A 25,844-nucleotide genomic window follows, 5' to 3' on the forward strand; every position below is an offset into this window, starting at 1 on the left:
GTCCCGGGGCGCGCCCTCCGCCCGCCGCAGCATCAGGGCCCCGCCCCCCCCGGGGCGCCGGGGGCGCGCCTCTCCCCTTATGTCCCGGCGGTTACTGCTCCTTGGTCTTCTTCTCCTCGGCGTCCTGGATCACGGCCTCGGCCACCTGCTGCATCGACAGCCGGCGGTCCATCGAGGTCTTCTGGATCCAGCGGAACGCGGCGGGCTCGGTCAGCCCGTACTGGGTCTGGAGGACGCTCTTGGCCCGGTCCACCAGCTTGCGGGTCTCCAGCCGCTGGGAGAGGTCGGCGACCTCCTGCTCCAGTGTCTTCAGCTCGGTGAAGCGGGAGACAGCCATCTCGATGGCGGGCACCACATCGCTCTTGCTGAACGGCTTCACCAGATACGCCATCGCCCCGGCGTCCCGCGCCCGCTCCACCAGCTCGCGCTGCGAGAAGGCGGTGAGCATCAGCACGGGCGCGATCCGCTCCCCCGCGATCCGCTCGGCGGCGGAGATCCCGTCCAGCACGGGCATCTTCACATCGAGGATGACGAGGTCGGGCCGGTGCTCCAGAGCGAGCGCGACGGCCCTCTCACCATCGCCTGCCTCGCCGACGACGGAGTACCCCTCCTCCTCGAGCATCTCCTTGAGGTCGAGACGGATCAGCGCCTCGTCCTCGGCGATGACGACGCGGGTGGTGTGCGGGGGGACGTGCGACTGCTCGTCGACGGGCTCGGTGGCGCTCACGGGGCTCCTCGTTCATGGCAGGTGCTGCACCCCCGAGCCTACCCAGCAGCGCGGGTGCAGCCGCACAGGGTACGCTTATCGAGCGCAACCGGCCCGGTTGGTGGAATAGGCTAGACACGCGGCGCTCAAACCGCCGTGCCCTTTGCGGGCGTGTGGGTTCGAGTCCCACACCGGGTACCTCGTTTTCAATGGTCTCCAAGCGGACCTTCACGTTCTCGTGAAATCACCGTCTTTCCGCCCCACGTGTCGCCCTCTTGACGCAGGGTTATCACATGCACACGCATGGCACTGATGTGCGCCAGAAGGCAATCAAGCTGCTCCGATCCGGAGTCAAGAACGCGGACGTCTCTCGAATGCTCGGCGTACCCGTAGGGACCGTGGGCCACTGGCTCCATCTCGATCGCGCGAAACACGGCACCCTGCCGGGGAAGTCTCGTCGGCCATGTCCACGCTGCGACGGACGTGAACTCGACGGAAGCGCCTATGCATACGTACTCGGCCTCTATCTGGGCGACGGGCACATCATCCAGTACTCCCAGCATCGAGTACCCAGCCTCATGATCGCGTGTAGCGAGTCATGGCCAGGTCTCATCGAAGAGTGCAAAGCGGCGATGCGCACCGTCTTCCCCGACAACTCGGTCTGCCAGGCACGCAGGCCAGGCTGCCGCAACGTGAAGATCTACTCCAAGCATCTGTGGTGCATGTTTCCCCAACACGGGGCGGGCAAGAAGCATGAACGCCCCATCCATTTGGAGCCGTGGCTGCAGCAGATCGTTGACAGGTACCCCTGGAATTTCATCCGCGGGCTCTTCCACTCGGACGGCTGCCGGATCACCAACTGGACCACCCGCATCGTTGCGGGCGAGCGCAAGCGCTATGAATATCCCCGGTACTTCTTCACCAACAAGTCCGACGACATCCGCACGTTATGTTCCAACACCCTCACCAAGGTCGGCGTGGAGTGGACGACGTTGGCGCGCGGCAGCGACCCGTTCAATATCTCCGTCGCCCGCCGCGCCTCCGTCGCCCTCATGGACACCCATGTCGGGCCGAAGTACTGAGCCCAGCACTCCGGCCCCGCAATTCCGCGGCTAGCGCAGATCGTCCGCTCCGATGTAGTGGGCGCGGACCAGGTTGGTGGAGCCGGAGACACCGGGCGGGGAACCGGCGGTGATGATGACGAGGTCGCCCTTCTTGCAGCGGCCGAGGCGCAGCAGTTCCTCGTCGACCTGGGCCACCATCGAGTCCGTGGAGTCCACCCGCGGACCGAGGAAGGTCTCCACGCCCCAGGTGAGGTTGAGCTGGGAGCGGGTGTTGGGCTCGGGGGTGAAGGCGAGGAGGGGGATCGGGGAGCGGTACCGGGAGAGGCGGCGGACGGTGTCGCCGGACTGGGTGAAGGCGACCAGGTACGCGGCGTCGAGGAAGTCGCCCATCTCGGCCGCCGCGCGGGCCACCGCGCCGCCCTGGGTGCGGGGCTTGTTGCGCTCGGTGAGCGGCGGGAGCCCCTTGGCGAGGATGTCCTCCTCGGCCGCGGCGACGATCCGGCCCATGGTCTTGACCGTGGCGATGGGGTACTTCCCGACGCTGGTCTCACCGGAGAGCATCACCGCGTCGGTGCCGTCGATCACCGCGTTGGCCACGTCGGACGCCTCGGCGCGGGTGGGACGGGAGTTGTCGATCATCGAGTCCAGCATCTGGGTCGCGACGATCACCGGCTTGGCGTTCCGCTTGGCCAGCTTGATCGCGCGCTTCTGGACGATCGGCACCTGCTCCAGCGGCATTTCGACGCCGAGGTCACCGCGGGCGACCATGATGCCGTCGAAGGCGTCGACGATCCCCTCCAGGTTCTCGACCGCCTGGGGCTTCTCGATCTTGGCGATGACCGGGAGGCGGCAGTCCTCCTCCTGCATCACCCGGTGGACGTCGATGATGTCCTTCTCGTTGCGGACGAAGGACAGGGCGATGATGTCGGCGCCGGTGCGCAGCGCCCAGCGCAGGTCGTCGATGTCCTTCTGGGAGAGGGCGGGGACGGAGACGGCGACCCCGGGGAGGTTGAGCCCCTTGTGGTCGGAGACCATGCCGCCCTCGATGACGATGGTGTGCACACGGGGGCCGTCGACATCGACGACCTCCAGCGTGACGCGGCCGTCGTCGACAAGGATCCGCTCGCCCCTGGTGACGTCGGTGGCCAGTCCGTCGTAGGTGGTGCCGCAGCGGTGCTGGTCGCCCTCGATCGGTTCGACGGTGATGGTGAACTCATCGCCGCGTTCAAGCAGTACGGGACCTTCATGGAATCGGCCGAGGCGAATCTTCGGGCCTTGAAGGTCGGCGAGGATGCCGACACTGCGGCCGGTTTCCAGCGAGGCCTTCCGCACTCGCCGGTAACGCTCCTCGTGCTCGGCGTAGGTGCCGTGGCTGAGATTGAAGCGGGCCACGTCCATTCCGGCCTCGACGAGTGCCTTGATCTGCTCGTACGAGTCGGTGGCGGGTCCCAGGGTACAGACGATTTTCGCTCGGCGCATGACTCGAGCCTATGACTTACCCGTGGGTAAAGGACCGGGAAGTCCATAGTCCTCGATGGCAATTGCATGGCAGGTTATTGACAACTAATGAAACGTGCATGGCCATGCTCCGATGAGCGGACTTCCGGGGGGTTCCAGGGGCTTACCAGGGGTTCCGGAGGTGTTTTTCAGAGTTCCGGCCGGGTCATGGTGAAGCGCGCGTTCACCTGTGCGTACACGGTCTGGCGCACCGGTTCCAGATCCAGAGCGGGGGCCTGCTCGGCGCCGCCGTAGCCGGAGCGTGACCGTGGGGCGGCCATCGCCGCCGGGGTCATCGTCCCGTTCTCCGCCTCGAGGTCGGCCAGCTCGACCAGAGCGACGAGGGAGGCACCCAGTGCCCCGGCGTATTCGCGGGCACGGCGTACCGCCTGGCGCACCGCCTCCTGGCGGGCCTCGCGGTGGGCGGGCGAGTCGGGGCGCAGTGCCCACCGGGGTCCGTTCACGGTGGTGAGTTCGGTGTCGCCGAGCCGCGTGGTGAGTTCACCGAGCACGGTGAAGTCGGTGACCGTCACGGTGAGGTGGACCCGGCCGTGGTAGGCGCGGACGCGCTCATGGCGGCCCTTGGCGGTGAGTTCGGGGGTGAGGGTGAAGGCGCCGGTCTCCTGGGTCTCGATGGCGTCGCCGTAGGACGTCACCAGGTCCAGGACGTCCTTGTTGCGGCGGGTGAGGCTCTCCAGGGCGGTCCGCCGGTCGGTGCCGCGGGCGGCGACGGTGATCTGGAGACGGGCGAGCTCGGGGTCGACCTCGAGCCGTGCCTCACCGCGGACGGCCAGCCGCGGGGTGTCGGGGGTGCCGTACGGGAGGGGGGCCGGGGCCGCGGGCTGGTCCATGGGACTGCTCCTCAAGAGAAGGGGGGACGGGAAGACGCGGGCGGGTCAGCGCGCGGGGGCGATGAGCCGTCCGTGCGGTGGGCGTTCGGCGTACAGGGCCAGGGCGATGTCCACCAGCGGTACCCGGTCCAGTCCGGGCACCTCGTCCAGGGGGATCCACGCCGCCCGGTCGGTCGAGCCGCCGGTCTCATGGCGCAGCTCCCCGCCGGTCACCCGGGCCGCGTAGAGGATGCGCACCCCGTGGAAGTGGCGGTCGCGGCGGAGCCGCCGGGGAGTGCGCTCGTGGACGGTGTCGATGCCGAGCAGCCGCTCGACCTCCACCGTGTGGCCGGTCTCCTCGCCGACCTCGCGGTGGACGGCGTCGCAGGGGTCCTCACCGTGGTGGAGTCCGCCGCCGGGCATGGTCCACCGTTTGCCGTCGGGGCCGAGCCATCGGGCGAGCAGGACCTTGCCGTCGTCCACGCAGACGGCGTACGCGGCGACGCGCAGATGTCGGTTGGCCATGCCCCCAGGATGCCGGAAGCCACCGGAAGCAACCCGATCGCAACCTGTCAAGGCTGTTGCCGGACGGTCGGGTTGGGCCAGAATCTACGCGCGTTGTGCCTGTTCCGGACACCACGCGCACCAACAGCACAGGGGAGAAGAGACCATGCCGCTCAACCGTAGAACGTTCCTGGGCCGCTCGGCCGCGACGAGCGCCGGGGTAGCGCTGGCCGGCGGCGTGGCCGCCGCTCCGGCCGAGGCGGACGACCGGGAGGACGGGAAGGGCGGCGGACACACCAAGCGGTACGCCTTCACCGTCATGGGTACCACCGATCTGCACGGCAACGTCTTCAACTGGGACTACTTCACCGACGCCGAGTTCGACGACGCCGCCCACAACGACGTCGGCCTGGCGAAGATCTCCACGCTGGTGGAGCGGGTCCGGAAGGAGAAGGGCCGCCGCCACACCCTGCTGATCGACGCGGGTGACACCATCCAGGGCACCCAGCTTTCGTACTACTACGCCAAGGTGGACCCGATCACCGGCGCGAACGGCCCGGTGCACCCGATGGCGCAGGCCATGAACGCCATCGGCTACGACGCGGCGGCGCTGGGCAACCATGAGTTCAACTACGGCATCCCGGTGCTGCGGAAGTTCGAGGAGCAGTGCGACTTCCCGCTGCTGGGCGCCAACGCGCTGGACGCGAAGACGCTGCGGCCCGCGTTCCCGCCGTACTGGATGACCCGGCTGCGCACCCCCTGCGGGCGTCAGGTGAAGGTGGCGGTGCTGGGGCTGACCAACCCGGGCATCGCCATCTGGGACAAGGCCAATGTCCAGGGCAAGATGACCTTCCCAGGGCTGGAGGAGCAGGCGGCGAAGTGGGTGCCGAAGCTGCGGTCGATGGGTGCGGACGTCGTCATCGTCTCGGCGCATTCGGGCACCAGCGGCACGTCCAGTTACGGCGACCAGGTGCCCCACGTGGAGAACGCGGCGGCGCTGGTGGCCGAGCAGGTGCCGGGCATCGACGCGATCCTGGTCGGCCATGCCCATGTGGAGGTCCCCGAGTCCCGGGTGGTCAACAAGGAGACCGGCCATGAGGTCGTGCTCTCCGAGCCGCTCAAGTGGGGTCAGCGGCTGACGCTGTTCGACTTCGAGCTGGAGTGGGCCCGGGGCCGCTGGCGGGTGGAGTCGGTGTCCGCGAAGGTGCTGAACTCGGCCACGGCCGAGGAGGACCCGCGGATCGTGCGGCTGCTCGGCGATGAGCACAAGAAGGTCGTCGGCTATGTGAACCAGGTGATCGGCGACTGCACGGCGGCGATGGCGGCCACCGAGGCGCCGTACAAGGACGCCCCGATCATCGACTTCATCAACCATGTGCAGACGGAGACGGTGAAGAAGGCGCTGGCGGGGACCGAGCACGCCGCGCTGCCGGTGCTCTCGCAGGCGTCCTGCTTCTCCCGGACGGCGAAGGTCCCGGCGGGCAAGGTCACCATCCGGCAGGTGGCGGGGCTGTACCCGTTCGAGAACACCCTGGAGGCACGGGTGCTGACGGGCGCCCAGCTCAAGGAGTACCTGGAGTTCTCAGCGCGCTACTACGTCCGGACGGCGGCCGGCGGTGAGGTGGACCCGGCCAAGCTGACCAACGCCGACAACACCCCGGACTACAACTACGACGCGGTCAGCGGGGTCGCCTACGAGATCGACATCGCCAAGGCGCCGGGCTCCCGGATCGCGAAGCTGACCTTCGACGGCAAGCCGGTCGCCGACGACGCCCGTTTCGTCCTGGCGGTGAACAACTACCGTGCCAGCGGCGGCGGCAACTTCCCGCACGTGGCCAAGGCCAAGCAGGTGTGGGCTAACTCCGACGAGATCCGCAACACCATCATCGGCTGGGTGAAGGCCCAGGGGACGATCGATGTGGCGCGTTTCGCCTCGGTGGACTGGAAACTCACGCGCGAGGGCACCCCGGTGTTCTGAATGATGGACGGATGACCGATGACCTCACCGCCGCCCTCGCCCCGGTGCTCCGCGACCTGCGGGCCACCTGTGCGGTCCAGCCCGTCGTCCGGGAGGGACGCGGGGAGGGGGACGACGGTGAGGACATCGTCTGGCTGTACGAGGCCGACGGCAGCGGCGTCGGCATCATGCTGTGGCCGGGCCACAGCGCGGCCGAGCGGCTGGCACACGTTGCCGACCAGGCGAGCGACTGGGCGGTGGAGGCGCTGTGCGCCGCGCTCAGGCCCGCCGTCTGGCCGGAGTGCCCCGCGCACCCCGACTCCCATCCGCTGGAGCCCGGGGTACGCGGTGGCGTGGTGTGGTGGTCATGTCCGCGTACGCGTCAGCCGGTCGCGCTGGTCGGGGAGTTGGGCAAGGCCCGCCCGGGTGGCGCGGGAGCCTGACGGCTGGAGCCCGAAGCTGGTGAAGGCGGTGCGGGACGGCAGCGGATAGGCCGGTTCCGGCGTCATCGAGTTGAGGATGACGGCGGAGCGCCAGGCCGCGAGCCCCAGATCGGGGGTGCCCACGCCGTGGCTGTGGCGCTCGGCGTTCTGGACGTAGACCGAACCCTTGATCGCCGGGTCCAGGACCAGCCGGTGCTGGGCGTCGATACGAGGGCGTTCGGAGGAGTCCCGGCGGATGTAGGGGTCGAGGGCGGCGAGCAGGGTGTCCACCCGGCGCTCGCGGTAGCCGGTGGCCAGGACGACCGCCTCGGTGGTGTGCCGGGCCCGGGTGCCCTGCTGGGTGTGTTCCAGGTGGAGTTCGAGGCGGGCGGCGGCGATCCGGCCCGCGGTGCGGACGGTGACGCCGGGGGTGAGCACGGCACCGGGCCAGCCGCCGGTGAGCTGGGCGCGGCGGTAGAGCTCCTGGTGGATGGCGTCGATGGTCTCGTGCGCGATGCCCTTGTAGAGCTGCCACTGGCGGGGCAGGAGCTGGTCCCGTACGGGTTCGGGAAGCCCGTGGAAGTAGCGGGTGTAGTCGGGGCTGAACTGCTCGAGCCCCAGCTTGCTGTATTCCATGGGGGTGAACGCGGGGGTACGGGCCAGCCAGTGGAGCCCCTCGGCGCCCAGCGGGCGGTGGCGCAGCAGATCGAGGAAGACCTCGGCACCGGACTGGCCGGAGCCGATGACGGTCACCTGTCCGGTGGCCAGCAGCCGTTCGCGGTGCTCCAGGTAGTCGGCGGCGTGCAGCACCGGCACGTTGGGGGCGTCGGCGAGCGGGCGCAGGGGTTCGGGGACGTAGGGCTCGGTGCCGACCCCGAGGACGACATGGCGGGCGTGGGTGCGGCCGAGGGCCTCGGCCTCGCCGTCGGCGCCGATACGGGTGAAGTCGATCTCGAAGAGGTCGTGGGTGTGGTCCCAGCGCACGGCGTCGATCTGGTGGCCGAAGTGGAGACCGGGGAGCCGCTCGCTGACCCAGCGGCAGTAGGCGTCGTACTCGGACCGCTCGATGTGGAAGCGCTCGGCGATGTAGAAGGGGAACAGCCGGTCCTGGGCCTTGAGGTAGCTCAGGAAGCTCCAGGGGCTCGCGGGGTCGGCGAGGGTGACCAGGTCGGCGAGGAAGGGCACCTGGATGGTGGCGCCGTCGATGAGCAGACCGGGGTGCCACTGGAAGGCGGGCCGCTGGTCGTAGAAGGCGGTGCGCAGCCCGGGGACGCGGTGGGCGAGGGCGGCGAGGGAGAGGTTGAACGGGCCGATGCCGACACCGGCCAGGTCCAGGGGTGCGTCGAGGGGGGAGGCGGCTCCGGGCCGCGGACCGGGGAGGGAGGCGGGGGTCCCGGTGGGGGGTTGTGCGGTGCTCATGGGGTGCTGTCGCCTTCCACGAGTGCGAGCAGCCCGCGCAGATCGGCGGGCTGGGTGTGCGGATTGAGGACGGTGGCCTTGAGCCACAGTCCGTCGGCGGTGGTGGCACGCCCCAGGACGGCGCGTCCTTCGGTGAGGAGGCGGCGGCGCAGGGCGGCCACGGTGGCGGGTCCTGCTCCGGTGGGGCGGAAGAGGACGGTGCTGATGGTGGGGCGCGCGTGGAGTTCGAGGCGGGGGTGGGCCTCGATGAGGTCCGCGAGCTGGTGGGCGGCGGCGCATACGTGGTCGACGAGGTCGCCGAGGCCGCGGCGGCCGAGGGCGCGCAGGGTGACCGCGACCTTGAGGACGTCGGGGCGGCGGGTGGTGCGCAGGGAGCGGCCGAGGAGGTCCGGGATACCGGATTCGGTGTCGTCGTCGGCGTTGAGGTAGTCGGCCCGGTGGTCCAGCGAGGCCAGCGCGGGGGCGTCGGGCACGGTGAGGAGTCCGGCGGCGACCGGCTGCCAGCCGAGTTTATGGAGGTCGAGGGTGACGGAACGGGCGCGGCCGAGCCCGGTCAGCCGGTGCCGGTGGGCGTCGCTGAACAGCAGCGGTCCGCCGTAGGAGGCATCGACGTGCAGGGCCGCGCCATGGCGTTCGCATACGTCGGCGAGGGCCGGGAGGGGGTCGATGGCGCCGCTGTCGGTGGTGCCCGCGGTGGCGACGACCAGGACCGGTCCGGAAGCCGAAGCCGTGTGCCCGGTCTGCGGGGCGAGGGCGTCGGCCAGCCGGGCCGGGTCGAGGACGCCCGCGGGGGTGGGGAGGGTGAGCGGGGCGGACAGGCCGAGCAGCCAGGCACCGCGGTGGACGCTGTGGTGGGCGTTGGCCCCGCAGATGATCCGCGGGCCGCTGGACGGCCCGGCCGGCACCGCGGTGCCGGCGGCCTCGCGGGCGAGCAGCAGGGCGAGTTGGTTGGCCTCGGTCCCGCCGGTGGTGACGAGGGCGTCGGGCGCGGGGCCGCGGGGGTGGACCAGCGCGGCCAGAGCACGGCAGGTGAGCGCTTCCAGTTCGGAGGCGGCGGGGGCCTGGTCCCAGGAGTCGAGGGAGGGGTTGAGCGCGGAGACCGCGAGGTCGGCGGCGGCCGCGACGGCCAGCGGCGGGCAGTGCAGATGGGCCGCGCAGCGGGGGTCGGCCGGGTCGGCGGCACCCGCGGCGAAGGCGCGCACCAGCGTGCGCAGGGCGAGCGGCGCGCCCTCGCCGACGTCGGGGATGAGCGGCTCGGCGACGGCCCGCACGCGGCGCGCGACCGCGTCGGGTCCGCCGGAGGGCAACGGCCCGGAACGGTCGGCGGCACCGTGGGCCAGCGCGTCCAGGACGGTGTCGACCATCGGCCGGAGCGCGTCCGGACCGCGGCCACCGCCCGCGAGCAGACGGGCGGTCCCGGTGGCGGGCACAGGCATGGGTGTGCCCCTCGTCTCGAAGTAGGGGAGGCGAAAGCTGCCTCAACGTACTTCGCGCGCAAGCGGTTCGGCCGGTGGGCCCATGAAGTCCACCCGTACGTGGTACGCCACCGCGCGGCCCCTTGCCGGGGGGCGACGGTGTCGCCCTGGTACGAGCGCGGTCCGTTCCTCCACGGTGGTGGACGAACCGGAACCGGCCCCGGCACCGGCCACCACGCGAAGGGCGTCCTACGCCCCGCTCCCCCGCCCCCGTGCCGAACGCGCGGCTGTCCCCACAGCGCGGGGTACCCGGAGCAGGCGACGGTGTCGGCGCGTGTGGGACCACTTGCCGTGGGGCGGGCGCGCCGCGGGGGCTACGTGTCGTTTCCCCGGTCCCACCGGGTCCGGTGGACGCGCAGCGCGCGGCGGAGGTCGTCGAGTTGGTCGGCGAGGCGGCGGTGCAGGGCGGGGAGCAGGTCGTCGCGGCGCAGGCACTCCTCGCCCAGTTCCAGGGTCCGCTCGTCGACCGTGCTGGGGAAACCGGAGCGGGCGACGGCGTCGGCGATGGCCGGGCCGCGCCGGGCGGCCACCTCGGCGGCGGCCGGGAAGTAGCGCGGGAGGTAGTCGGCGAGCAGTGCGTGGTGCTCGGGCTGCCAGAAGCCGGTGGCGATGGCGGTCACCAGGTAGTTCGAGCCTTCGTCGGCGGTGCCGAACAGGGCCTCCCAGGCGGCTCGTTTGGCCTCCGGGTCGGGCAGCGCGGCGCGGCAGCGGGCGGCGCCCTCCTGGCCGGTGGCGCTGGAGTCGCGGGTGAGTTCGGCGTCGATCTCGGCGGGGCCGATGGCGCCGAGGACGGCGAGCCGTCCGAGGATCTGCCAGCGCAGTTCGGGGTCGAGGACGGGGCCGCCGGGGACGGTGTCGCCGTCGAGCCAGTCGCTGAGCCCGGCCGGGGCGGTGGCGCTGTCGATGTAGGTGCGGACGGCGGCGAGCCGCAGTCCGGGGCCGGAGTTGTCCTCGGTGCGGCGCAGCAGGTCGCGGCAGGTGTCACCGATCGTGGTCAGGGCGGCGGGGCGCTGCTCGGCGGGGAGGTAGCGGTCGGCGATCTGGGTGCGGGCGAAGGCCAGCACGCCCTGGACGATCGCTATGTCGGTCTCGCGCGGGAGGTGGGCGCGGACGGCGTCGAGGTAGTCGGTGGGCGGCAGTTCGCCGTCGCGGACCATGTCGCGGGCGGCGTTCCAGACGACCGCGCGGCTGACGGCGTCGGGGAGGCCGGACAGCGAGCGGACGACGGTCTTCCAGGAGCCGGGGTCGAGCCGGACCTTGGCGTAGCTGAGGTCGCCGTCGTTGAGCAGCAGCAGATCGGGGCGGGGGCCGCTGAAGGAGAGGGTGAGGGTGGGTTCGGCACCGCTGAGCTCGGCTTCGACGCGCTGGCGCAGCACCAGTTGGTGCGCGGCGGCCGGTTCGTGGTCGTACAGCCCGATGGCGATGCGATGCGGTCGGGGGATGGCGGCGGCGCCCTCGGCTCCGGCGCCCTCGGCTCCGGCGCCGTCGGCTCCGGCGTCGTGGCGGATCTCGGCGGTCCAGCGGTCGCCCTGGGCGGTGACGACGGGGGTGAGGGTGTCGACGCCGGTGGTGCGCAGCCAGCGGTCGGCCCAGGCGTGGACATCGCGGTCGGAGCCGTGGGCGAGGGAGTCGAGGAAGTCGGCGAGGGTGGCGTTGCCGAAGCGGTGGCGGGCGAAGTGCCGGTTGATGCCCGCGAGGAAGTCCTTCTCACCGAGCCAGGTGACGAGCTGGCGGAGGGCGGAGGCGCCCTTGGCGTAGGAGATGCCGTCGAAGTTGAGGCGGGCGGCGGCGGTGTCGGGCACCTGGTCGGGCGTGGGGGCCACGGGGTGGGTGGAGGGGCGCTGGTCGGCGTCGTAGCCCCAGTTCTTGCGGCGGACGCCGAAGTCGGCCCAGGTGTCGGTGTAGCGGGTGGTCTCGGTGAGGACCTGGTAGCCCATGTACTCGGCGAAGGACTCATTGAGCCAGATGTCGTCCCACCAGGTCATGGTGACGAGGTCGCCGAACCACATATGGGCCATCTCATGGGCGATGACCATGGCACGGGTCTGCCGCTCGGCGTCGGTGACGGCGGAGCGGTAGATGAACTCGTCGCGGAAGGTGACCAGACCGGGGTTCTCCATGGCGCCGGAGTTGAACTCGGGGACGAACGCCTGGTCGTAGGAGTCGAAGGGGTACGGCTCCTCGAAGATCTCGTGGTAGCGGTCGAAACAGCGCCGGGTGATGTCGAAGAGCTCCTCGGCGTCGTCCTCGAGATGGGGCGCGAGGGAGCGGCGGACGTGCAGTCCGAAGGTCAGTCCGGCATGTTCGGTGCGCACCGAGTGGTACGGCCCGGCGGCCAGGGCGACCAGATAGGTGCTGATGGGCGGAGTGGCGGCGAGCTCCCAGCGGCCGTCGGCGGGGTCGCCGACGCGGGTGGCGGTGCCGTTGCCGAGGACGGTCCACTCGGGCGGGGCGGTGACGCGGACGTCGAAGACGGCCTTGAGGTCGGGCTGGTCGAAGGCGGCGAAGACGTCGTCGGCATCCGCCATGCAGCACATGGTGTAGAGGTAGGTCTCACCGTCGGCGGGGTCGGTGAAGCGGTGCATGCCCTCGCCGGTGTGGGAGTAGCGCATGTCCGTCTCGACGCGCAGCTCGTGCTCGCCCGCGGCGAGACCGGTGAGCGGGAGCCGTCCGTCGGCGAGGGAGGCGGCGACGGCGGTGAGGTCGAGCTGCTGTCCGTCGAGGACGGCGCGGTGCAGCATCGCCGGGTTGAGTTCGACGAAGGTGTCCGCACCCGCCTCCCGGGCGGTGAAGCGCAGGGTGGTGGTCGAGCCGAAGAGTTCGTCACCACGGGTGAGGTCGAGGTCGATCGTGTAGCGGTGGACCTCGATGAGGCGGGCTCGGGTCTGCGCTTCCTCGCGCGTCAGTACGGACATGGGGACATGCTGCCCTACCTCCCGTGGGCGGCACACGGGTGGGAAGCGGTTGCGGGGTGCGGACGGGGGCGGAGCGCGCCACCGGAGTGCGCCCCTCCGGGGCGGCGCCGCGGTCCGGGCGCCGGGGCTCAGGAGCGGGCGATGGTCTCGTGGTGCCGGATGACCTCGGCGATGATGAAGTTGAGCAGCTTCTCGGCGAAGGCCGGGTCGAGTTTGGCGCTCTCCGCGAGCTGGCGCAGCCGGGCGATCTGGCGGGCCTCGCGGCCGGGGTCGGCCGGGGGGAGCCGGTGCTCGGCCTTGAGGTGGCCCACCTGCTGGGTGCACTTGAAGCGCTCGGCGAGCATATGGACCACGGCCGCGTCGATGTTGTCGATGCTGTCGCGCAGCCGGGCCAGTTCGGCGAGGACGGCGTCGTCGATGTCCCGGGCGGCGCCGGGGGTGTGTTCGGTGGGGGTTCCGGTTCCGCCGGGGGCGTGGTCCGTACCGGGGGCGCCGCCGTGATCGGACCGGCCGGCGCGGGGTGTCTCGCTGTGCCTCATGGCCCCCGACCCTATGTCAGGCTCGCGGGGCCGCCCCGACCCCGATGGGGGGTTCGGAAGGGGGCGGGGCGGTCCGCGTCGGAGGGGCCGCCCCCGGCGCGGCTCCTCCACCGTGAAAGAGCGATCCTCCTGGGAGGAGGTTCCACTTCTTGGCGGACTTTCGCACTCCGGCCCCGGACTTTTCCCTCCGTGCCAGGGATTTTTCGCTCCGTGACCATGATGTGTCCCCACTGATCGGGTCATATCCGTCTCGCGAGGGCACCGCGGGCATGTGCGGGATCGGATCCATCAGGCCCCTCGGGGCCGACCGGCGCCTAGGGTCTGGTCATGATCGCGACTCTGCAGTGCACCGTCATCGACTGTCCCGACCCCGCCGCGCTGGCCGCCTTCTACGGCCGGATCCTCGGCTGGCGGCTGGACGACAGCGACCCCGAGTGGGCGACGCTCACCGCCGCGGACGGCCGGCGGCTCGCCTTCCAGGCGGCCCCGGACCACCAGCCGCCGCGCTGGCCGGACCCGGCCCATCCGCAACAGTTCCACCTGGACTTCGACGTGCCCACCCGGGCGGACGCGGAGCGGGCGCAGCAGGAGGTGATCGAGCTGGGGGCGATCTTCCTGCACGACAGCGGGGGTGAGCGGTCGGGGTTCCGGGTCTTCAGCGATCCGGCCGGGCACCCGTTCTGCATCTGCTACGGCCAGAGCTGACACCGCGGCCGGAGCCGGCACCGCGGAGCGCACCGGGGCCGGACGGCACGGAACCGGGACCGGCCGCTGGCGGCCGGCCCCGGTCCGGGGGTGGGTCGGGGATCAGCCGCCGAGCTGGTCCGCGCCCGCCTTGATGTCCTTGGCGAAGGTGCTCACCTCGGTGTAGACGCCGGGCTTGCCGGGCCGCGCGCAGCCCTCGCCCCAGCTCACGATGCCGACCTGGATCCACTGGTCGTTGTCGTCCTTGCGGAACATCGGGCCGCCGGAGTCGCCCTGGCAGGTGTCGACGCCGCCGGTGTCCATCTTCCCGGCGCAGAGCTCCTCACCGGGGACGAGCTCGCTGTAGGCGCTCTTGCAGGTGGCGTCGTCCACGTACGGAACGGTGGCCTTGAGCAGGTAGCGCTGCTGGCCGCCGCCTTCCTTGGCGGCGCCCCAGCCGGCGACGGTGAAGTCGCCGTTGTTGTAGGCGTCGGTCTCGGCGATCTTCAGGGTGGGCTGGTCGATCGGCTGGGCCAGCTTGATGAGGGCCCAGTCCTTGCCCGTGCCGTTGTAGCCGGGGGCCTGGAGGACCTCGGTGGACTTCACCTTGGTGGCGGAGGAGTCCTGGAGGTCGACGACGCCCGCGGTGGCGGTGATGGAGGTGTTGGGGCCGCTGCCGTCGACACAGTGGGCGGCGGTCAGCACGATGTCGTTGGTGTAGAGGGCGCCGCCACAGCCCATGGACAGCCGCACCATGAAGGGGAACTCGCCCTGGGCGGCGGGGGTGCCGCCGACGACGGTGGGGCCGGGCTCGGGGTCGCGGGGCAGGGCCGTCGCCGTACCGGGGGTGAGGCTGAAGGCGGCGAGGGCGACCGCACCGAGGGCAGTGGTTCTCTTGAGGTGCTTCAGATGGTTGCGCAACTGATTTCCTCTCGTGGGGGGTTGGTGCGCCGATGTCAGGCTCATGCCAAACCGGAAATCGGAAACGCTCGCCGAAGCCCAGTGGGGTGAGCCAGCGAAACACCCTGTGATTATGTGGAGCGGGTGAACCGTGTGACAAGGGGCGCGTTCCGGCCAGCGCGGCCTACCGGCCAGTGGGAAATACGTCCGTAACGTGGAATTCTGACACGGTCTCGGCTGAATACGGACTCGGGGTGACGGCGTGGCGGCACCGGGCAGTGACATCAAGCACGGATTTCCCCATCTGGACACCGTCCGGGCCTCGATCACCGCCCTCTACCGGCGGCTGTCCCGGGACTCGGTCGAGCGGTTCGGCGTCAGTGTGGTCCCCGGTGACGTGGCCTTCTCCGACCAGGACGATCTCTGTCTCGGGGTGCAGCGGGTCGCCCGGGTGATGGTGCGCCATCTGATGCTCCCCGACGCCCGGATGATCGTCAGCTTCCGCGAGATGGAGCACGCGGGCAATGTCGATCTCGCGGCGGGTCCTGAGTACTTCATCGAGCTCAACTCACGTTTCAAGGACCACCGGCGGGACATCGGCGCGGCCCTCGCCCACGAGGTGACGCATGTGTATCTGCACCGGCTCGATCTCGGCTTTCCGGGCACTCGCGACAATGAAATCCTCACCGACACCACCGCCGCCTATCTCGGTACCGGCTGGCTGCTGCTGGACGCCTACCGCCAGGACCGGCTCACCAGTCAGAAGCTCGGTTATCTGACCCCGGAGGAATTCGGTTATGTCCTGGCCAAACGGGCGATGCTCTTCGACGAGGACCCGCGGCCCTGGTTCACCAGCCCACAGGCTTACGAGGCGTATACAAAAGGGCTGGAACTGGCCGAGCGGGACCAGCGGCAGCCACCGCTGGCCGCGGCCGGATGGGCGGGCCGCCGCCGCTACGCCCGGGACCGCCGGTCGGCCCGTTCCCTGGCCGAGGCCGGAGCACGCACCGGGGGACCGCCCGAACCACTGTCCACCGGCGGCGACTACACCTTCGAGGGCGGCCGTGCACTGCATGTCTCCTTCCCCTGTCCGACGTGCCGCCAGCGCATCCGGGTGCCGGTGCGCGGACGGCTGCGGGCCCGCTGCGGACTGTGCCGTACGGTCCTGGAGTGCGACACCTGACGCGGATGCCCGGTGGAACGCTGCCGCCCGCACCGGGCCCCGCGTCGTACGCTCGGCCGTATGAGCCCCTCCATCGCCACCAACACCCCTGTCGGCATCGATGAGCTGCTGGAGTTCGTACGTCCCCGCCACCGCGCCCTCCTGATGACCCGCCGGACCGACGGATCGCCCCAGGCATCCCCGTTGACCTGCGGCGTCGATGACTCCGGACGGCTCGTCATGTCCACCTACCCCGAACGCGCCAAGGTCCGCAACGCCCGTCGCGATCCGGCGGTCGGTCTGGTGGTGCTCTCCGACGAGTGGAACGGCCCCTGGGTCCAGATCGACGGCACCGCCGAGGTGCTCGACATGCCCGACTCCGTCGAACCACTGGTCGAGTACTACCGCAACATCGCCGGTGAGCACCCCGACTGGGACGAGTACCGCTCCGCCATGCGCAAGCAGGGCAAGTCCCTGATCCGTGTCACCCCCACCCGCTGGGGCCCGATCGCCACCGGCGGCTTCCCGGCCCGGCTGGTGGAGGGCGACCAGCAGCAGGGGTGAACGCCACGCGGCGCCCGCCCCCGGTCGAGATGGGGGTGGGCGCCGCGCGGCCGGTTCCGTACGCCGTTGTACGGGCGGAAACCTGGGGTGTTCCGGGTGCCGGGACCTCAGACCATGAGGGACCGGTCGGTGGGACGGATCGGGGCGGGCAGGGCGCTGGCCCCCGCCAGGTAGCGGTCCACACCGCGGGCGGCGGAGCGGCCCTCGGCGATGGCCCAGACGATCAGCGACTGGCCGCGGCCCGCGTCACCGGCCACGAAGACCCCGTCCACATTGGTGGCGAAGTCGGCGTCGCGCGCCACGTTGCCGCGCTCGTCCAGCTCCAGACCGAACTGCTCGACCAGGCCGTTCTCCCGGTCGGTGCCGGTGAAGCCCATGGCCAGGGTGACGAGCTGGGCGGGGATCTTCCGCTCGGTGCCGGCCTTCTGCTCCAGCTTGCCGTCCTTGAACTCCACCTCGATCAGGTGCAGCCACTGGACATTGCCCTCCTCGTCACCCTCGAAGTGGCTGGTGGAGACGGAGTAGACCCGCTCACCGCCCTCCTCGTGGGCCGAGGTGACCTTGTACAGCATCGGGAAGGTGGGCCACGGCTGACCGGGGCTGCGCTCCTCACCGGGCTTGGGCATGATCTCGAGCTGGGTGACCGAGGCCGCGCCCTGGCGGTGGGCGGTGCCCACGCAGTCCGCACCGGTGTCACCGCCGCCGATCACCACGACATGCTTGCCCTCGGCGCTGATCGGCGAGGTGACGAAGTCGCCCTCCTGCACCTTGTTGGACAGCGGGAGGTACTCCATCGCCTGGTGGATGCCGTTCAGCTCCCGGCCGGGCACCGGCAGGTCGCGCGCGGTGGTGGCACCGGCCGCGATGACCACCGCATCATAGCGGCGGCGCAGCTTGGCCGCCTCGATGTCGCGGCCGATCTCCACCTCGGTGCGGAACTTGGTGCCCTCCGCGCGCATCTGCTCGATGCGGAGGTTGATGTGGCGCTTCTCCATCTTGAACTCGGGGATGCCGTAGCGCAGCAGTCCGCCGATGCGGTCGGCGCGCTCGTACACCGCGACCGTGTGGCCCGCCCGGGTGAGCTGCTGGGCGGCGGCCAGGCCCGCCGGGCCGGAGCCGATGACGGCGACGGTCTTGCCGCTCAGCCGCTCCGGGGGCTGCGGGGTGACATCGCCGGCCTCCCACGCCTTGTCGATGATGGTGACCTCGACGTTCTTGATGGTCACCGCCGGCTGGTTGATACCGAGGACACACGCCGACTCACACGGGGCCGGGCACAGCCGCCCGGTGAACTCCGGGAAGTTGTTGGTGGCGTGCAGCCGCTCGCTGGCCTCCCGCCAGTCCTCGCGGTAGGCGTACTCGTTCCACTCGGGGATGAGGTTCCCCAGCGGACAGCCGTTGTGGCAGAACGGGATGCCGCAGTCCATGCAGCGCCCGGCCTGCTTGCTGATGATCGGCAGCAGGGAGCCGGGAACGTAGACCTCGTTCCAGTCCTTGACGCGCTCCTCCACCGGACGGGTCTCGGCGACCTCGCGATCCGTGGTCAGGAAGCCCTTGGGGTCAGCCATTGGTCGCCGCCTCCATCATCTTCTCGGTGGTCTCGGACTCGGAGAGCCCGGCTCGCTCGGCGGCGTCCTTGGCGGCGAGCACGGCCTGGTAGGTAGCGGGGATGATCTTGCTGAACCGGGTGAGGGCGGTGTCCCAGTCCTCGAGCAGCGCGCTCGCGACGGTGGATCCGGTCTCCTCCTGGTGGCGTCGCACCGCGTCGTGCAGCCACTGCTTGTCGGTGTCGTCCAGCTCGCCGACGGCCGAGACCAGCTCACCGTTGACGTTGTCCCGGTCGAGGTCGATGACATACGCGATACCGCCGGACATCCCGGCCGCGAAGTTGCGCCCGGTCGGGCCGAGCACGACCGCGTGACCACCGGTCATGTACTCACAGCCGTGGTCGCCCACGCCCTCGGAGACCACGGTGGCACCCGAGTTGCGGACGCAGAAGCGCTCGCCGACCCGGCCGCGCAGATACATCTCACCGCTGGTGGCACCGTAGGCGAGGGTGTTGCCCGCGATGGTGGAGTACTCGGCGAGGTGGTCGGCGCCGCGGTCCGGGCGGACCACCACCCGGCCGCCGGACAGGCCCTTGCCGACGTAGTCGTTGGCGTCACCCTCCAGCCGCAGGGTGACCCCGCGCGGCAGGAAGGCGCCGAAGGACTGACCGGCCGAACCGGTGAAGGTGATGTCGATGGTGTCCTCGGGCAGTCCGGCGCCGCCGAACTTCCGGGTCACCTCGTGGCCCAGCATGGTGCCGACGGTCCGGTTGATGTTGCGGACCGCGACCTGGGCGCGGACCGGCTGCGCCGCCTCGGCGGAGTCGGCGTTCAGCGCGTCGGCCGCCAGCTTGATCAGCTCGTTGTCCAGCGCCTTGGCCAGTCCGTGGTCCTGCTCGACCGCCTGGTGGCGGACGGCGCCCTCGGGCAGCTCCGGCACGTACAGCAGCGGGGCCAGGTCCAGGCCCTGCGCCTTCCAGTGCTGGACGGCGCGGGTGGTGTTCAGCAGCTCGGCGTGGCCGATGGCCTCGTCGAGGGTACGGAAGCCCAGCTCGGCCAGGAGCTCGCGGACCTCCTCGGCGATGAACCGGAAGAAGTTCACCACGAACTCGGCCTGACCGCTGTAGCGCTCGCGCAGCACCGGGTTCTGGGTGGCGATGCCGACCGGGCAGGTGTCCAGATGGCAGACGCGCATCATCACACAGCCGGAGACCACCAGCGGGGCGGTGGCGAAGCCGAACTCCTCGGCGCCCAGCAGCGCGGCGATGACCACGTCACGGCCGGTCTTGAGCTGACCGTCGGTCTGCACCACGATCCGGTCGCGCAACCCGTTGAGCAGCAGGGTCTGCTGGGTCTCGGCGAGACCCAGCTCCCAGGGGCCGCCCGCGTGCTTGAGCGAGGTCAGCGGGGAGGCGCCGGTACCGCCGTCATGGCCGGAGATCAGCACCACATCGGCATGGGCCTTGGAGACACCCGCGGCCACGGTGCCCACACCCACCTCGGAGACCAGCTTGACGTGAATACGCGCCTGGGGGTTGGCGTTCTTCAGGTCGTGGATGAGCTGGGCCAGGTCCTCGATGGAGTAGATGTCGTGGTGCGGCGGCGGGGAGATCAGACCGACGCCCGGGGTGGAGTGCCGGGTCTTGGCCACCCACGGGTAGACCTTGTGGCCGGGGAGCTGACCGCCCTCACCGGGCTTGGCGCCCTGGGCCATCTTGATCTGGATGTCATCGGAGTTGACCAGGTACTCGCTGGTCACACCGAAGCGGCCGGAGGCGACCTGCTTGATGGAGGAGCGGCGCGCCGGGTCGTGCAGCCGCTCGGAGTCCTCGCCGCCCTCACCGGTGTTGGACTTGCCGCCCAACTGGTTCATGGCGATGGCGAGGGTCTCGTGCGCCTCCTGCGAGATGGAGCCGTACGACATGGCGCCGGTGGAGAACCGCTTGACGATCTCGCTGACCGGTTCGACCTCCTCGATCGGGATCGAGGGCCGGTCACTCTTGAAGGAGAACAGACCGCGCAGCGTCATCAGCCGCTCGGACTGCTCGTTCACGCGCTCGGTGTACTTCTTGAAGATGTCGTAGCGACGGGCGCGGGTGGCGTGCTGGAGCCGGAAGACCGTCTCGGGGTCGAACAGGTGCGGCTCGCCCTCGCGGCGCCACTGGTACTCGCCGCCGATCTCCAGCGCCCGGTGGGCGGAGGGGATACCGGTGGCCGGGTACGCCTTGGCGTGGCGGGCGGCGACCTCCTTGGCCACCACGTCCAGACCCGCGCCGCCGATCTTGGTGGCGGTGCCGTGGAAGTAGGTGTCCACGAAGGACTCGTCCAGGCCGACGGCCTCGAAGACCTGGGCGCCGCGGTAGGAGGCGACGGTGGAGATGCCCATCTTGGACATCACCTTCAGCACGCCCTTGCCCAGCGCCTTGATCAGGTTGCGGATGGCGGTCTCGGCCTCCATACCGGGCAGGAAGGTGCCCGCCCGGACCAGGTCCTCGACCGTCTCCATCGCCAGGTACGGGTTGACCGCCGCGGCGCCGTAACCGATCAGCAGCGCGACATGGTGCACCTCGCGGACGTCGCCCGCCTCGATCAGCAGCCCCACCCGGGTGCGCTGCTTGGTGCGGATCAGGTGGTGGTGGACGGCCGAGGTGAGCAGCAGCGAGGGAATCGGCGCATGCTCGGCGTCGGAGTGCCGGTCGGAGAGGACGATCAGCCGGGCGCCGTCCTCGATGGCGGCGTCGGCCTCGGCGCAGACCTCGTCCAGCCGGGCGGCGAGCGCCTGACCGCCACCGCCGACCCGGTACAGACCGGAGAGTGTGGCCGCCTTCAGACCGGGCATGTCGCCGTCGGCGTTGATGTGGATGAGCTTGGCCAGCTCATCGTTGTCGATCACCGGGAAGGGCAGGGTGACGCTGCGGCAGGAGGCCGAGGTGGGATCCAGCAGATTGCCCTGCGGGCCCAGCGAGGAGATCAGCGAGGTGACCAGCTCCTCGCGGATCGCGTCCAGCGGCGGGTTGGTGACCTGCGCGAAAAGCTGGGTGAAGTAGTCGAAGAGCAGCCGCGGCCGCTCGGAGAGCGCGGCGATCGGCGAGTCGGTGCCCATCGAGCCGATCGGCTCCGCACCGGCCTTGGCCATCGGCGCGAGCAGGACGCGCAGCTCCTCCTCGGTGTACCCGAAGGTCTGCTGGCGGCGGGTGACCGAGGCATGGGTGTGCACGATGTGCTCGCGCTCGGGCAGGTCGGCCAGGTCGATCAGACCGGCCTCCAGCCACTCGCCGTACGGCTGCTCGGCGGCGAGCTGCGCCTTGATCTCGTCGTCCTCGATGATCCGGTGCTCGACGGTGTCGACGAGGAACATCCGGCCCGGCTGGAGACGGCCCTTGCGGACCACCTTGGACGGGTCGATGTCCAGCACGCCGACCTCGGAGGAGAGCACCACCAGGCCGTCGTCGGTGACCCAGTAGCGCCCCGGCCGCAGACCGTTGCGGTCCAGCACGGCGCCGACCTGGGTGCCGTCGGTGAAGGTGACACAGGCCGGGCCGTCCCAGGGCTCCATCATCGTGGAGTGGTACTGGTAGAAGGCGCGCCGGGACGGGTCCATGGAGGGGTGGTTCTCCCACGCCTCGGGGACCATCATCAGCACGCTGTGCGGCAGCGAGCGGCCGCCGAGGTGCAGCAGCTCCAGGACCTCGTCGAAGGTCGCGGAGTCGGAGGCGTCCGGGGTGCAGACCGGGAAGATCCGGTCCAGCTCCTTCTCCCCGAACAGCTCGCTCATGAGCTGGGACTCCCGGGCACGCATCCAGTTGCGGTTGCCCTGGACGGTGTTGATCTCACCGTTGTGGGCGACGAACCGGTAGGGGTGGGCCAGCGGCCAGCTCGGGAAGGTGTTGGTGGAGAACCGGGAGTGGACCAGCGCGATGGCCGTGGCGAAGCGGCGGTCGGACAGGTCCGGGAAGAAGGGCTCGAGCTGACCGGTGGTCAGCATGCCCTTGTAGACCAGGGTGCGGGAGGACAGCGAGGGGAAGTAGGTCCCGGCCTCGCGCTCGGCGCGCTTGCGCAGCACGAACGCCTTGCGGTCCAGGGCCACCCCGGTGCTGACACCGTCGGTGACGAAGAGCTGGGAGAAGGCGGGCATGGTGGTGCGCGCGCCGTTGCCCAGCAGGTCGGGGGCGACCGGCACCTCGCGCCAGCCGAGGACGGTCAGGCCCTCCTCGGTGGCGATCCGCTCGATCTGCTCGATGGCCGTAGCGCCCTCGGCCTCCCCCTCCGGGAGGAAGGCGATGCCCACCGCGTATGCGCCCGCCTCCGGCAGTGCGAAACCGGTGACGGTCTCGCGCAGAAAGGCGTCCGGGACCTGCACGAGGATGCCCGCGCCATCGCCCGAGTCGGGCTCCGAACCGGTGGCCCCGCGGTGCTCGAGATTGCGGAGAACGGTGAGAGCCTGCTCCACGAGTTCATGGCTGGCCTCGCCGGTGAGGGTCGCCACGAAGCCGACGCCGCAGGCGTCGTGCTCATTGCGTGGGTCGTACATTCCCTGGCGGGCGGGGTGGGATGCGGAACGCATCGGCTCTCCCGTCGTCGTCATGGCATCTGAATGTGCCGAGGGACGACGTTGGCCCTCCGCGAGAATTTCGTGCAGGTTACATGATGAGGTGATTCTCGGGAACTGGTCATTCCGTTTCATCATGCGGACACCCCTGCACCGGGGTGATCAAGGCAATGGGTACCTGGCGACGACCGTCGCCTCGGCGGGAGGCGGGCGACATTGCCCGCGCGTTACGGCTTTATGCCCCGCGACGGAGGTTCGAAACCGTCGAGTAACGGAATAGTGATGCGGAAGGCCGTATGACTACAGTGCGGCGCTAGCCTATGGCGGTACCGAAGAAGGTGCCCAGGGCGTAGGTCACACCGGCCGCCGCGCCACCCAGCGCAAGCTGCCGCAGCCCGCTGTACCACCAGCTCCGGGCGGTCACCCGGGCCACCACCGCACCACAGACGAACAGCCCGATCAGCGCCAGCACCACCGCGGGCCACAGCGCGACCGCGCCCAGCAGATACGGCAGCACCGGCAGCAGCGCGCCCAGGGCGAACGAGCCGAACGAGGACACCGCGGCCACCGTCGGTGACGGCAGATCGTCCGGGTCCACGCCCAGCTCCTCACGGGCGTGGATCTCCAGTGCCTGCTCGGGGTCCCTCGAGAGCTGCTCGGCCACCTCACGGGCCAGCTTCGGCTCCACCCCGCGCGACTCGTACAGCGCGGCCAGCTCCTCCAGCTCGTCCACCGGGTGCTTGCGCAGCTCGCGCCGCTCCACCTCCAGCTCGGCCTGGACCAGCTCACGCTGGGAGGCGACCGAGGTGTACTCCCCCGCGGCCATCGAGAACGCACCGGCCGCGAGCCCCGCGAGCCCGGTGATCACGATGGTCTGGCGGTCCACCGCACCGCCCGCGACACCGGTCATCAGCGCGAGGTTGGAGACCAGACCGTCCATCGCCCCGAAGACGGCAGGGCGCAGCCAGCCGCCGTTCACATCCCGGTGGGTGTGGTTGTCACGGTGGGCGATATGCGGTGACGTGGCGCTGTCGATGACGGACATCTGGAACGTGCTCCCTTCGCGGAGGGCTCCCCGCCCTCTCCCCAACAGTTCGAAGGTACGCGCGAATTCCCCTCTCCCGCCAGCAAGGAAGGCCGAACTTACCTCTCTGACCTGCGAAAACGCGAAGGCCGCCGAACCCGGTGGGTTCGGCGGCCTTGCGGGGAGCACTACTTGGAGGGTTTCGCCTCCGCGGTGACGGCGGACCCGGCGCTCTTCGGGGCGTCCTTGCCGGAGCCGTCCTCACGCTGCGCGTCACCGTCGCTGGTGTCGGCGGTGTCGGTGGTGTCGGCGGCGTCGGTGGTGTCCAGGGCGTCGGCGTCGTCCGCCGCCCCGTCCTCCACGGCCGCGGGCTCGACCACGGTCTCCCGGCCCGGGGCCCGCTTCGCGGAGATCACCATGTAGGCGACCGCGCCGAGGAAGACCACGATCGAGGTCCAGTTGTTGAGCCGCATCCCGAGCACATGGTGGGCGTCGTCCACCCGCAGGTACTCGATCCAGAAGCGGCCCACCGTGTAGCTGGCGACGTAGAGCGCGAACGCCCTGCCGTGCCCCAGCTTGAAGCGCCGGTCCGCCCAGATCACCAGCAGCGCGACACCGACGCACCACAGCGACTCGTACAGGAAGGTCGGGTGGTACGTACCGGCGGCCCGCCCGGTCTCCGGGTCGGCGTCGATCTTCAGACCCCAGGGCAGGGTGGTGGCCTTGCCGTAGAGCTCCTGGTTGAACCAGTTGCCCCAGCGGCCGACGGCCTGGGCGAGGGCGATACCGGGCGCGATGGCGTCCGCGTAGGCCGGGAGCGGGATCCCCCGGCGGCGGCAGCCGATCCAGGCGCCCAGCGCACCGAGCGCGACGGCTCCCCAGATCCCGAGGCCGCCCTCCCAGATCTTGAACGCGTCGACCCAGTTCCGGCCGTCCGTGAAGTACAGCTCGTAGTCGGTGAGGACGTGGTAGAGCCGTCCGCCGACCAGGCCGAAGGGCACCGCCCAGACGGCGATGTCGGCGACGGTGCCGACCCTGCCGCCCCGGGCCACCCAGCGCCGGCCGCCGAGCCAGACCGCCACGAAGACACCGATGATGATGCAGAACGCATAGCCGCGCAGCGGGATCGGACCGAGGTAGATCACGCCGGACGACGGGCTGGGAATGTAAGCGAGGTCCATGACAGGGTCGACGCTACCGTGCCGGGCGGCGAATACCACAACCCACCCGGCACAACGGCTGCGTAACGGGGCTCAGCCCCGTCCCTCCGCGGCGACCATCCGCTTGAGCTTGTCGGGGCTCAGCGGCTTGTTCGGGTCGCCGTAGACCGACTTCCCGTTGAGCAGCACGGTCGGGGTCGAGGCGAAGCCCGAGCGGTTGAAGGTCTCGCTGGACTTCTTCACCCAGCCGTCGTGGCGCCCGTCCTTCACACAGGCGCGGAAGGCGGGGGTGTCCAGCGCCGGGACCTTGCCCGCCAGCTTGATCAGCCGCTTCTTGTCGGCGTAGGTGTCACGGGTCTCGTCGGGCTGGTGCTGGTAGAGCACATCGTGGTAGGCGCGGAACTTCCCCGCGTCCTGGGCGCAGCCGGCCGCGTTCGCCGCGTGCAGCGAGCCGATGCCGCCCATGTTGCCGTCGATGATCGTCACCAGGTGGTACTGGACCTTCAGCCGTCCGCTGTCCTGGAGCTGGTGCAGGGTGGTGCGGAAGGCGTCCTCGAACTGCTTGCAGCCGGGACAGCGGAAGTCCTCGTAGACGGTCAGCGTCGAGGGCGTGGGGCGGCCCGGTTTGGCGTCCCGGCCGGTCTCGATCACCAGTCGGCCCTTGCCGACCGCGCCGCGCGGCGCCTCCACCGCACCGCCGGACTTGCCCGAGTCCTCTTTGGCCTTGGAGGCGAACAGACCCACTCCGGTGGCGACCCCGAGCACCACGACCACCGCCCCGACGGCGGCCATCGTCCGCTTCCGCTTGTCGCGCGCCCTGTCCTTCTCACGCTGTTCCTGCAGCCGCTCACGGGCGCTGCGCTTTCCCTCACGGTTTTTCTGGCTCACGCCCACGCCTAACGAGGCGGAGGAGCACCGTCGGGCTC

At 70.5% G+C, this 25,844-nt stretch carries 20 protein-coding genes and 1 tRNA gene; 7 read left to right on the forward strand and 14 right to left on the reverse strand.

From position 1 onward, the window contains the following. Positions 1-91: 91 nt before the first annotated feature. Positions 92-727 carry an ANTAR domain-containing response regulator gene (locus NMK44_RS14730; RefSeq protein WP_254742934.1) on the reverse strand — a complete coding sequence of 212 codons (636 nt, stop codon included), beginning with the start codon at positions 725-727 and terminating at the stop codon, positions 92-94. A gap of 91 nt (positions 728-818) precedes the next feature. On the opposite strand from NMK44_RS14730, the gene NMK44_RS14735 reads away from it, so the two are divergent. Beyond that, positions 819-904: transfer RNA gene (locus NMK44_RS14735), tRNA-Leu, on the forward strand. A 95-nt stretch (positions 905-999) separates the two neighbouring features. Further along, the gene (locus tag NMK44_RS14740; protein ID WP_254742937.1) at positions 1,000-1,788 is read left to right on the forward strand and encodes a helix-turn-helix domain-containing protein; all 789 of its coding nucleotides are present in this window, start codon (positions 1,000-1,002) and stop codon (positions 1,786-1,788) included. A 30-nt stretch (positions 1,789-1,818) separates the two neighbouring features. Here NMK44_RS14740 and pyk read toward each other — a convergent pair whose 3' ends face one another. From pyk to NMK44_RS14755, 3 genes are all read right to left on the reverse strand, one after another. Then, a complete protein-coding gene (pyk, locus tag NMK44_RS14745; protein WP_254742940.1) occupies positions 1,819-3,249 on the reverse strand; it encodes a pyruvate kinase in 1,431 nt (476 codons plus the stop codon). A 167-nt stretch (positions 3,250-3,416) separates the two neighbouring features. Next, positions 3,417-4,118, reverse strand: coding sequence for an SIMPL domain-containing protein (locus NMK44_RS14750; protein ID WP_254742941.1), 702 nt, complete (start codon positions 4,116-4,118; stop codon positions 3,417-3,419). 45 nt (positions 4,119-4,163) lie between these two features. After that, the gene (locus tag NMK44_RS14755; RefSeq protein WP_254742942.1) at positions 4,164-4,622 is read right to left on the reverse strand and encodes an NUDIX hydrolase; all 459 of its coding nucleotides are present in this window, start codon (positions 4,620-4,622) and stop codon (positions 4,164-4,166) included. Positions 4,623-4,767: 145 nt separating this feature from the next. Between NMK44_RS14755 and NMK44_RS14760 the strand changes: the two genes are divergently transcribed. Then, positions 4,768-6,579: a bifunctional metallophosphatase/5'-nucleotidase gene (locus NMK44_RS14760; RefSeq protein WP_254742944.1), complete on the forward strand. Its 1,812-nt coding sequence runs from the start codon at positions 4,768-4,770 to the stop codon at positions 6,577-6,579. Between the two features lie 11 nt (positions 6,580-6,590). Beyond that, positions 6,591-7,001 carry a hypothetical protein gene (locus NMK44_RS14765; protein WP_254742947.1) on the forward strand — a complete coding sequence of 137 codons (411 nt, stop codon included), beginning with the start codon at positions 6,591-6,593 and terminating at the stop codon, positions 6,999-7,001. On the opposite strand, the gene NMK44_RS14770 is transcribed toward NMK44_RS14765, so the two are convergent. The 4 genes from NMK44_RS14770 to NMK44_RS14785 all read right to left on the reverse strand — a co-directional run bounded on the left by NMK44_RS14770 (position 6,924) and on the right by NMK44_RS14785 (position 13,208). Further along, positions 6,924-8,399, reverse strand: a complete 1,476-nt coding sequence (locus tag NMK44_RS14770) for a lysine N(6)-hydroxylase/L-ornithine N(5)-oxygenase family protein (RefSeq protein WP_254742950.1) — start codon at positions 8,397-8,399, stop codon at positions 6,924-6,926. The two genes, NMK44_RS14765 and NMK44_RS14770, sit on opposite strands and share 78 nt — an antisense overlap. After that, positions 8,396-9,835: a pyridoxal phosphate-dependent decarboxylase family protein gene (locus tag NMK44_RS14775; RefSeq protein WP_254742953.1), complete on the reverse strand. Its 1,440-nt coding sequence runs from the start codon at positions 9,833-9,835 to the stop codon at positions 8,396-8,398. The genes NMK44_RS14770 and NMK44_RS14775 overlap by 4 nt, the downstream gene beginning before the upstream one ends. Before the next feature lie 353 nt (positions 9,836-10,188). Beyond that, positions 10,189-12,789, reverse strand: a complete 2,601-nt coding sequence (gene pepN, locus NMK44_RS14780) for an aminopeptidase N (protein ID WP_254742956.1) — start codon at positions 12,787-12,789, stop codon at positions 10,189-10,191. A gap of 128 nt (positions 12,790-12,917) precedes the next feature. Next, entirely contained in the window at positions 12,918-13,208 is a 291-nt protein-coding gene (locus NMK44_RS14785) for a chorismate mutase (RefSeq protein ID WP_254743383.1), read from the reverse strand. A 447-nt stretch (positions 13,209-13,655) separates the two neighbouring features. Between NMK44_RS14785 and NMK44_RS14790 the strand changes: the two genes are divergently transcribed. Beyond that, entirely contained in the window at positions 13,656-14,033 is a 378-nt protein-coding gene (locus NMK44_RS14790; protein WP_254742959.1) for a VOC family protein, read from the forward strand. Between the two features lie 102 nt (positions 14,034-14,135). Here the strand turns inward: NMK44_RS14790 and NMK44_RS14795 are convergent, their stop codons facing one another. Continuing rightward, positions 14,136-14,933, reverse strand: coding sequence for a S1 family peptidase (locus NMK44_RS14795; RefSeq protein ID WP_254742962.1), 798 nt, complete (start codon positions 14,931-14,933; stop codon positions 14,136-14,138). Positions 14,934-15,174: 241 nt separating this feature from the next. On the opposite strand from NMK44_RS14795, the gene NMK44_RS14800 reads away from it, so the two are divergent. Together NMK44_RS14800 and NMK44_RS14805 are read left to right on the forward strand one after the other, a co-directional pair. After that, the gene (locus tag NMK44_RS14800; protein ID WP_254742965.1) at positions 15,175-16,095 is read left to right on the forward strand and encodes a hypothetical protein; all 921 of its coding nucleotides are present in this window, start codon (positions 15,175-15,177) and stop codon (positions 16,093-16,095) included. A 60-nt stretch (positions 16,096-16,155) separates the two neighbouring features. Continuing rightward, entirely contained in the window at positions 16,156-16,638 is a 483-nt protein-coding gene (locus NMK44_RS14805) for a PPOX class F420-dependent oxidoreductase (RefSeq protein WP_254742968.1), read from the forward strand. Positions 16,639-16,745: 107 nt separating this feature from the next. Here NMK44_RS14805 and NMK44_RS14810 read toward each other — a convergent pair whose 3' ends face one another. The 5 genes from NMK44_RS14810 to NMK44_RS14830 form a co-directional block, all read right to left on the reverse strand. After that, positions 16,746-18,206, reverse strand: coding sequence for a glutamate synthase subunit beta (locus NMK44_RS14810; protein ID WP_254742971.1), 1,461 nt, complete (start codon positions 18,204-18,206; stop codon positions 16,746-16,748). Next, entirely contained in the window at positions 18,199-22,749 is a 4,551-nt protein-coding gene (gene gltB, locus NMK44_RS14815) for a glutamate synthase large subunit (protein ID WP_254742973.1), read from the reverse strand. The genes NMK44_RS14810 and gltB overlap by 8 nt, the downstream gene beginning before the upstream one ends. 298 nt (positions 22,750-23,047) lie before the next feature. After that, positions 23,048-23,779 carry a VIT1/CCC1 transporter family protein gene (locus NMK44_RS14820; RefSeq protein WP_254742975.1) on the reverse strand — a complete coding sequence of 244 codons (732 nt, stop codon included), beginning with the start codon at positions 23,777-23,779 and terminating at the stop codon, positions 23,048-23,050. Between the two features lie 167 nt (positions 23,780-23,946). Next, positions 23,947-24,939, reverse strand: a complete 993-nt coding sequence (gene lgt / locus NMK44_RS14825) for a prolipoprotein diacylglyceryl transferase (RefSeq protein ID WP_254742977.1) — start codon at positions 24,937-24,939, stop codon at positions 23,947-23,949. Between the two features lie 72 nt (positions 24,940-25,011). Beyond that, positions 25,012-25,806: a DsbA family protein gene (locus NMK44_RS14830; RefSeq protein ID WP_254742979.1), complete on the reverse strand. Its 795-nt coding sequence runs from the start codon at positions 25,804-25,806 to the stop codon at positions 25,012-25,014. Positions 25,807-25,844: the final 38 nt, after the last annotated feature.

Source organism: Streptomyces cucumeris (genome assembly GCF_024295805.1).
GTDB classification, from domain to species: Bacteria; Actinomycetota; Actinomycetes; order Streptomycetales; family Streptomycetaceae; genus Streptomyces; species Streptomyces cucumeris.

What these genes read in the sequence shown, in the direction of transcription:
- NMK44_RS14765 (WP_254742947.1), top strand. Translation starts at nt 6,591, where the DNA reads ATGACCGATGACCTCACCGCCGCCCTCGCCCCGGTGCTCCGCGACCTG.
- NMK44_RS14790 (WP_254742959.1), top strand. Translation starts at nt 13,656, where the DNA reads ATGATCGCGACTCTGCAGTGCACCGTCATCGACTGTCCCGACCCCGCC.
- NMK44_RS14755 (WP_254742942.1), bottom strand. Translation starts at nt 4,622, where the DNA reads ATGGCCAACCGACATCTGCGCGTCGCCGCGTACGCCGTCTGCGTGGAC.
- gltB (WP_254742973.1), bottom strand. Translation starts at nt 22,749, where the DNA reads ATGCGTTCCGCATCCCACCCCGCCCGCCAGGGAATGTACGACCCACGC.
- NMK44_RS14760 (WP_254742944.1), top strand. Translation starts at nt 4,768, where the DNA reads ATGCCGCTCAACCGTAGAACGTTCCTGGGCCGCTCGGCCGCGACGAGC.
- NMK44_RS14770 (WP_254742950.1), bottom strand. Translation starts at nt 8,399, where the DNA reads ATGAGCACCGCACAACCCCCCACCGGGACCCCCGCCTCCCTCCCCGGT.
- pepN (WP_254742956.1), bottom strand. Translation starts at nt 12,789, where the DNA reads ATGTCCGTACTGACGCGCGAGGAAGCGCAGACCCGAGCCCGCCTCATC.
- NMK44_RS14820 (WP_254742975.1), bottom strand. Translation starts at nt 23,779, where the DNA reads ATGTCCGTCATCGACAGCGCCACGTCACCGCATATCGCCCACCGTGAC.
- NMK44_RS14805 (WP_254742968.1), top strand. Translation starts at nt 16,156, where the DNA reads ATGAGCCCCTCCATCGCCACCAACACCCCTGTCGGCATCGATGAGCTG.
- NMK44_RS14750 (WP_254742941.1), bottom strand. Translation starts at nt 4,118, where the DNA reads ATGGACCAGCCCGCGGCCCCGGCCCCCCTCCCGTACGGCACCCCCGAC.
- NMK44_RS14810 (WP_254742971.1), bottom strand. Translation starts at nt 18,206, where the DNA reads ATGGCTGACCCCAAGGGCTTCCTGACCACGGATCGCGAGGTCGCCGAG.
- NMK44_RS14740 (WP_254742937.1), top strand. Translation starts at nt 1,000, where the DNA reads ATGCACACGCATGGCACTGATGTGCGCCAGAAGGCAATCAAGCTGCTC.
- pyk (WP_254742940.1), bottom strand. Translation starts at nt 3,249, where the DNA reads ATGCGCCGAGCGAAAATCGTCTGTACCCTGGGACCCGCCACCGACTCG.
- NMK44_RS14775 (WP_254742953.1), bottom strand. Translation starts at nt 9,835, where the DNA reads ATGCCTGTGCCCGCCACCGGGACCGCCCGTCTGCTCGCGGGCGGTGGC.
- lgt (WP_254742977.1), bottom strand. Translation starts at nt 24,939, where the DNA reads ATGGACCTCGCTTACATTCCCAGCCCGTCGTCCGGCGTGATCTACCTC.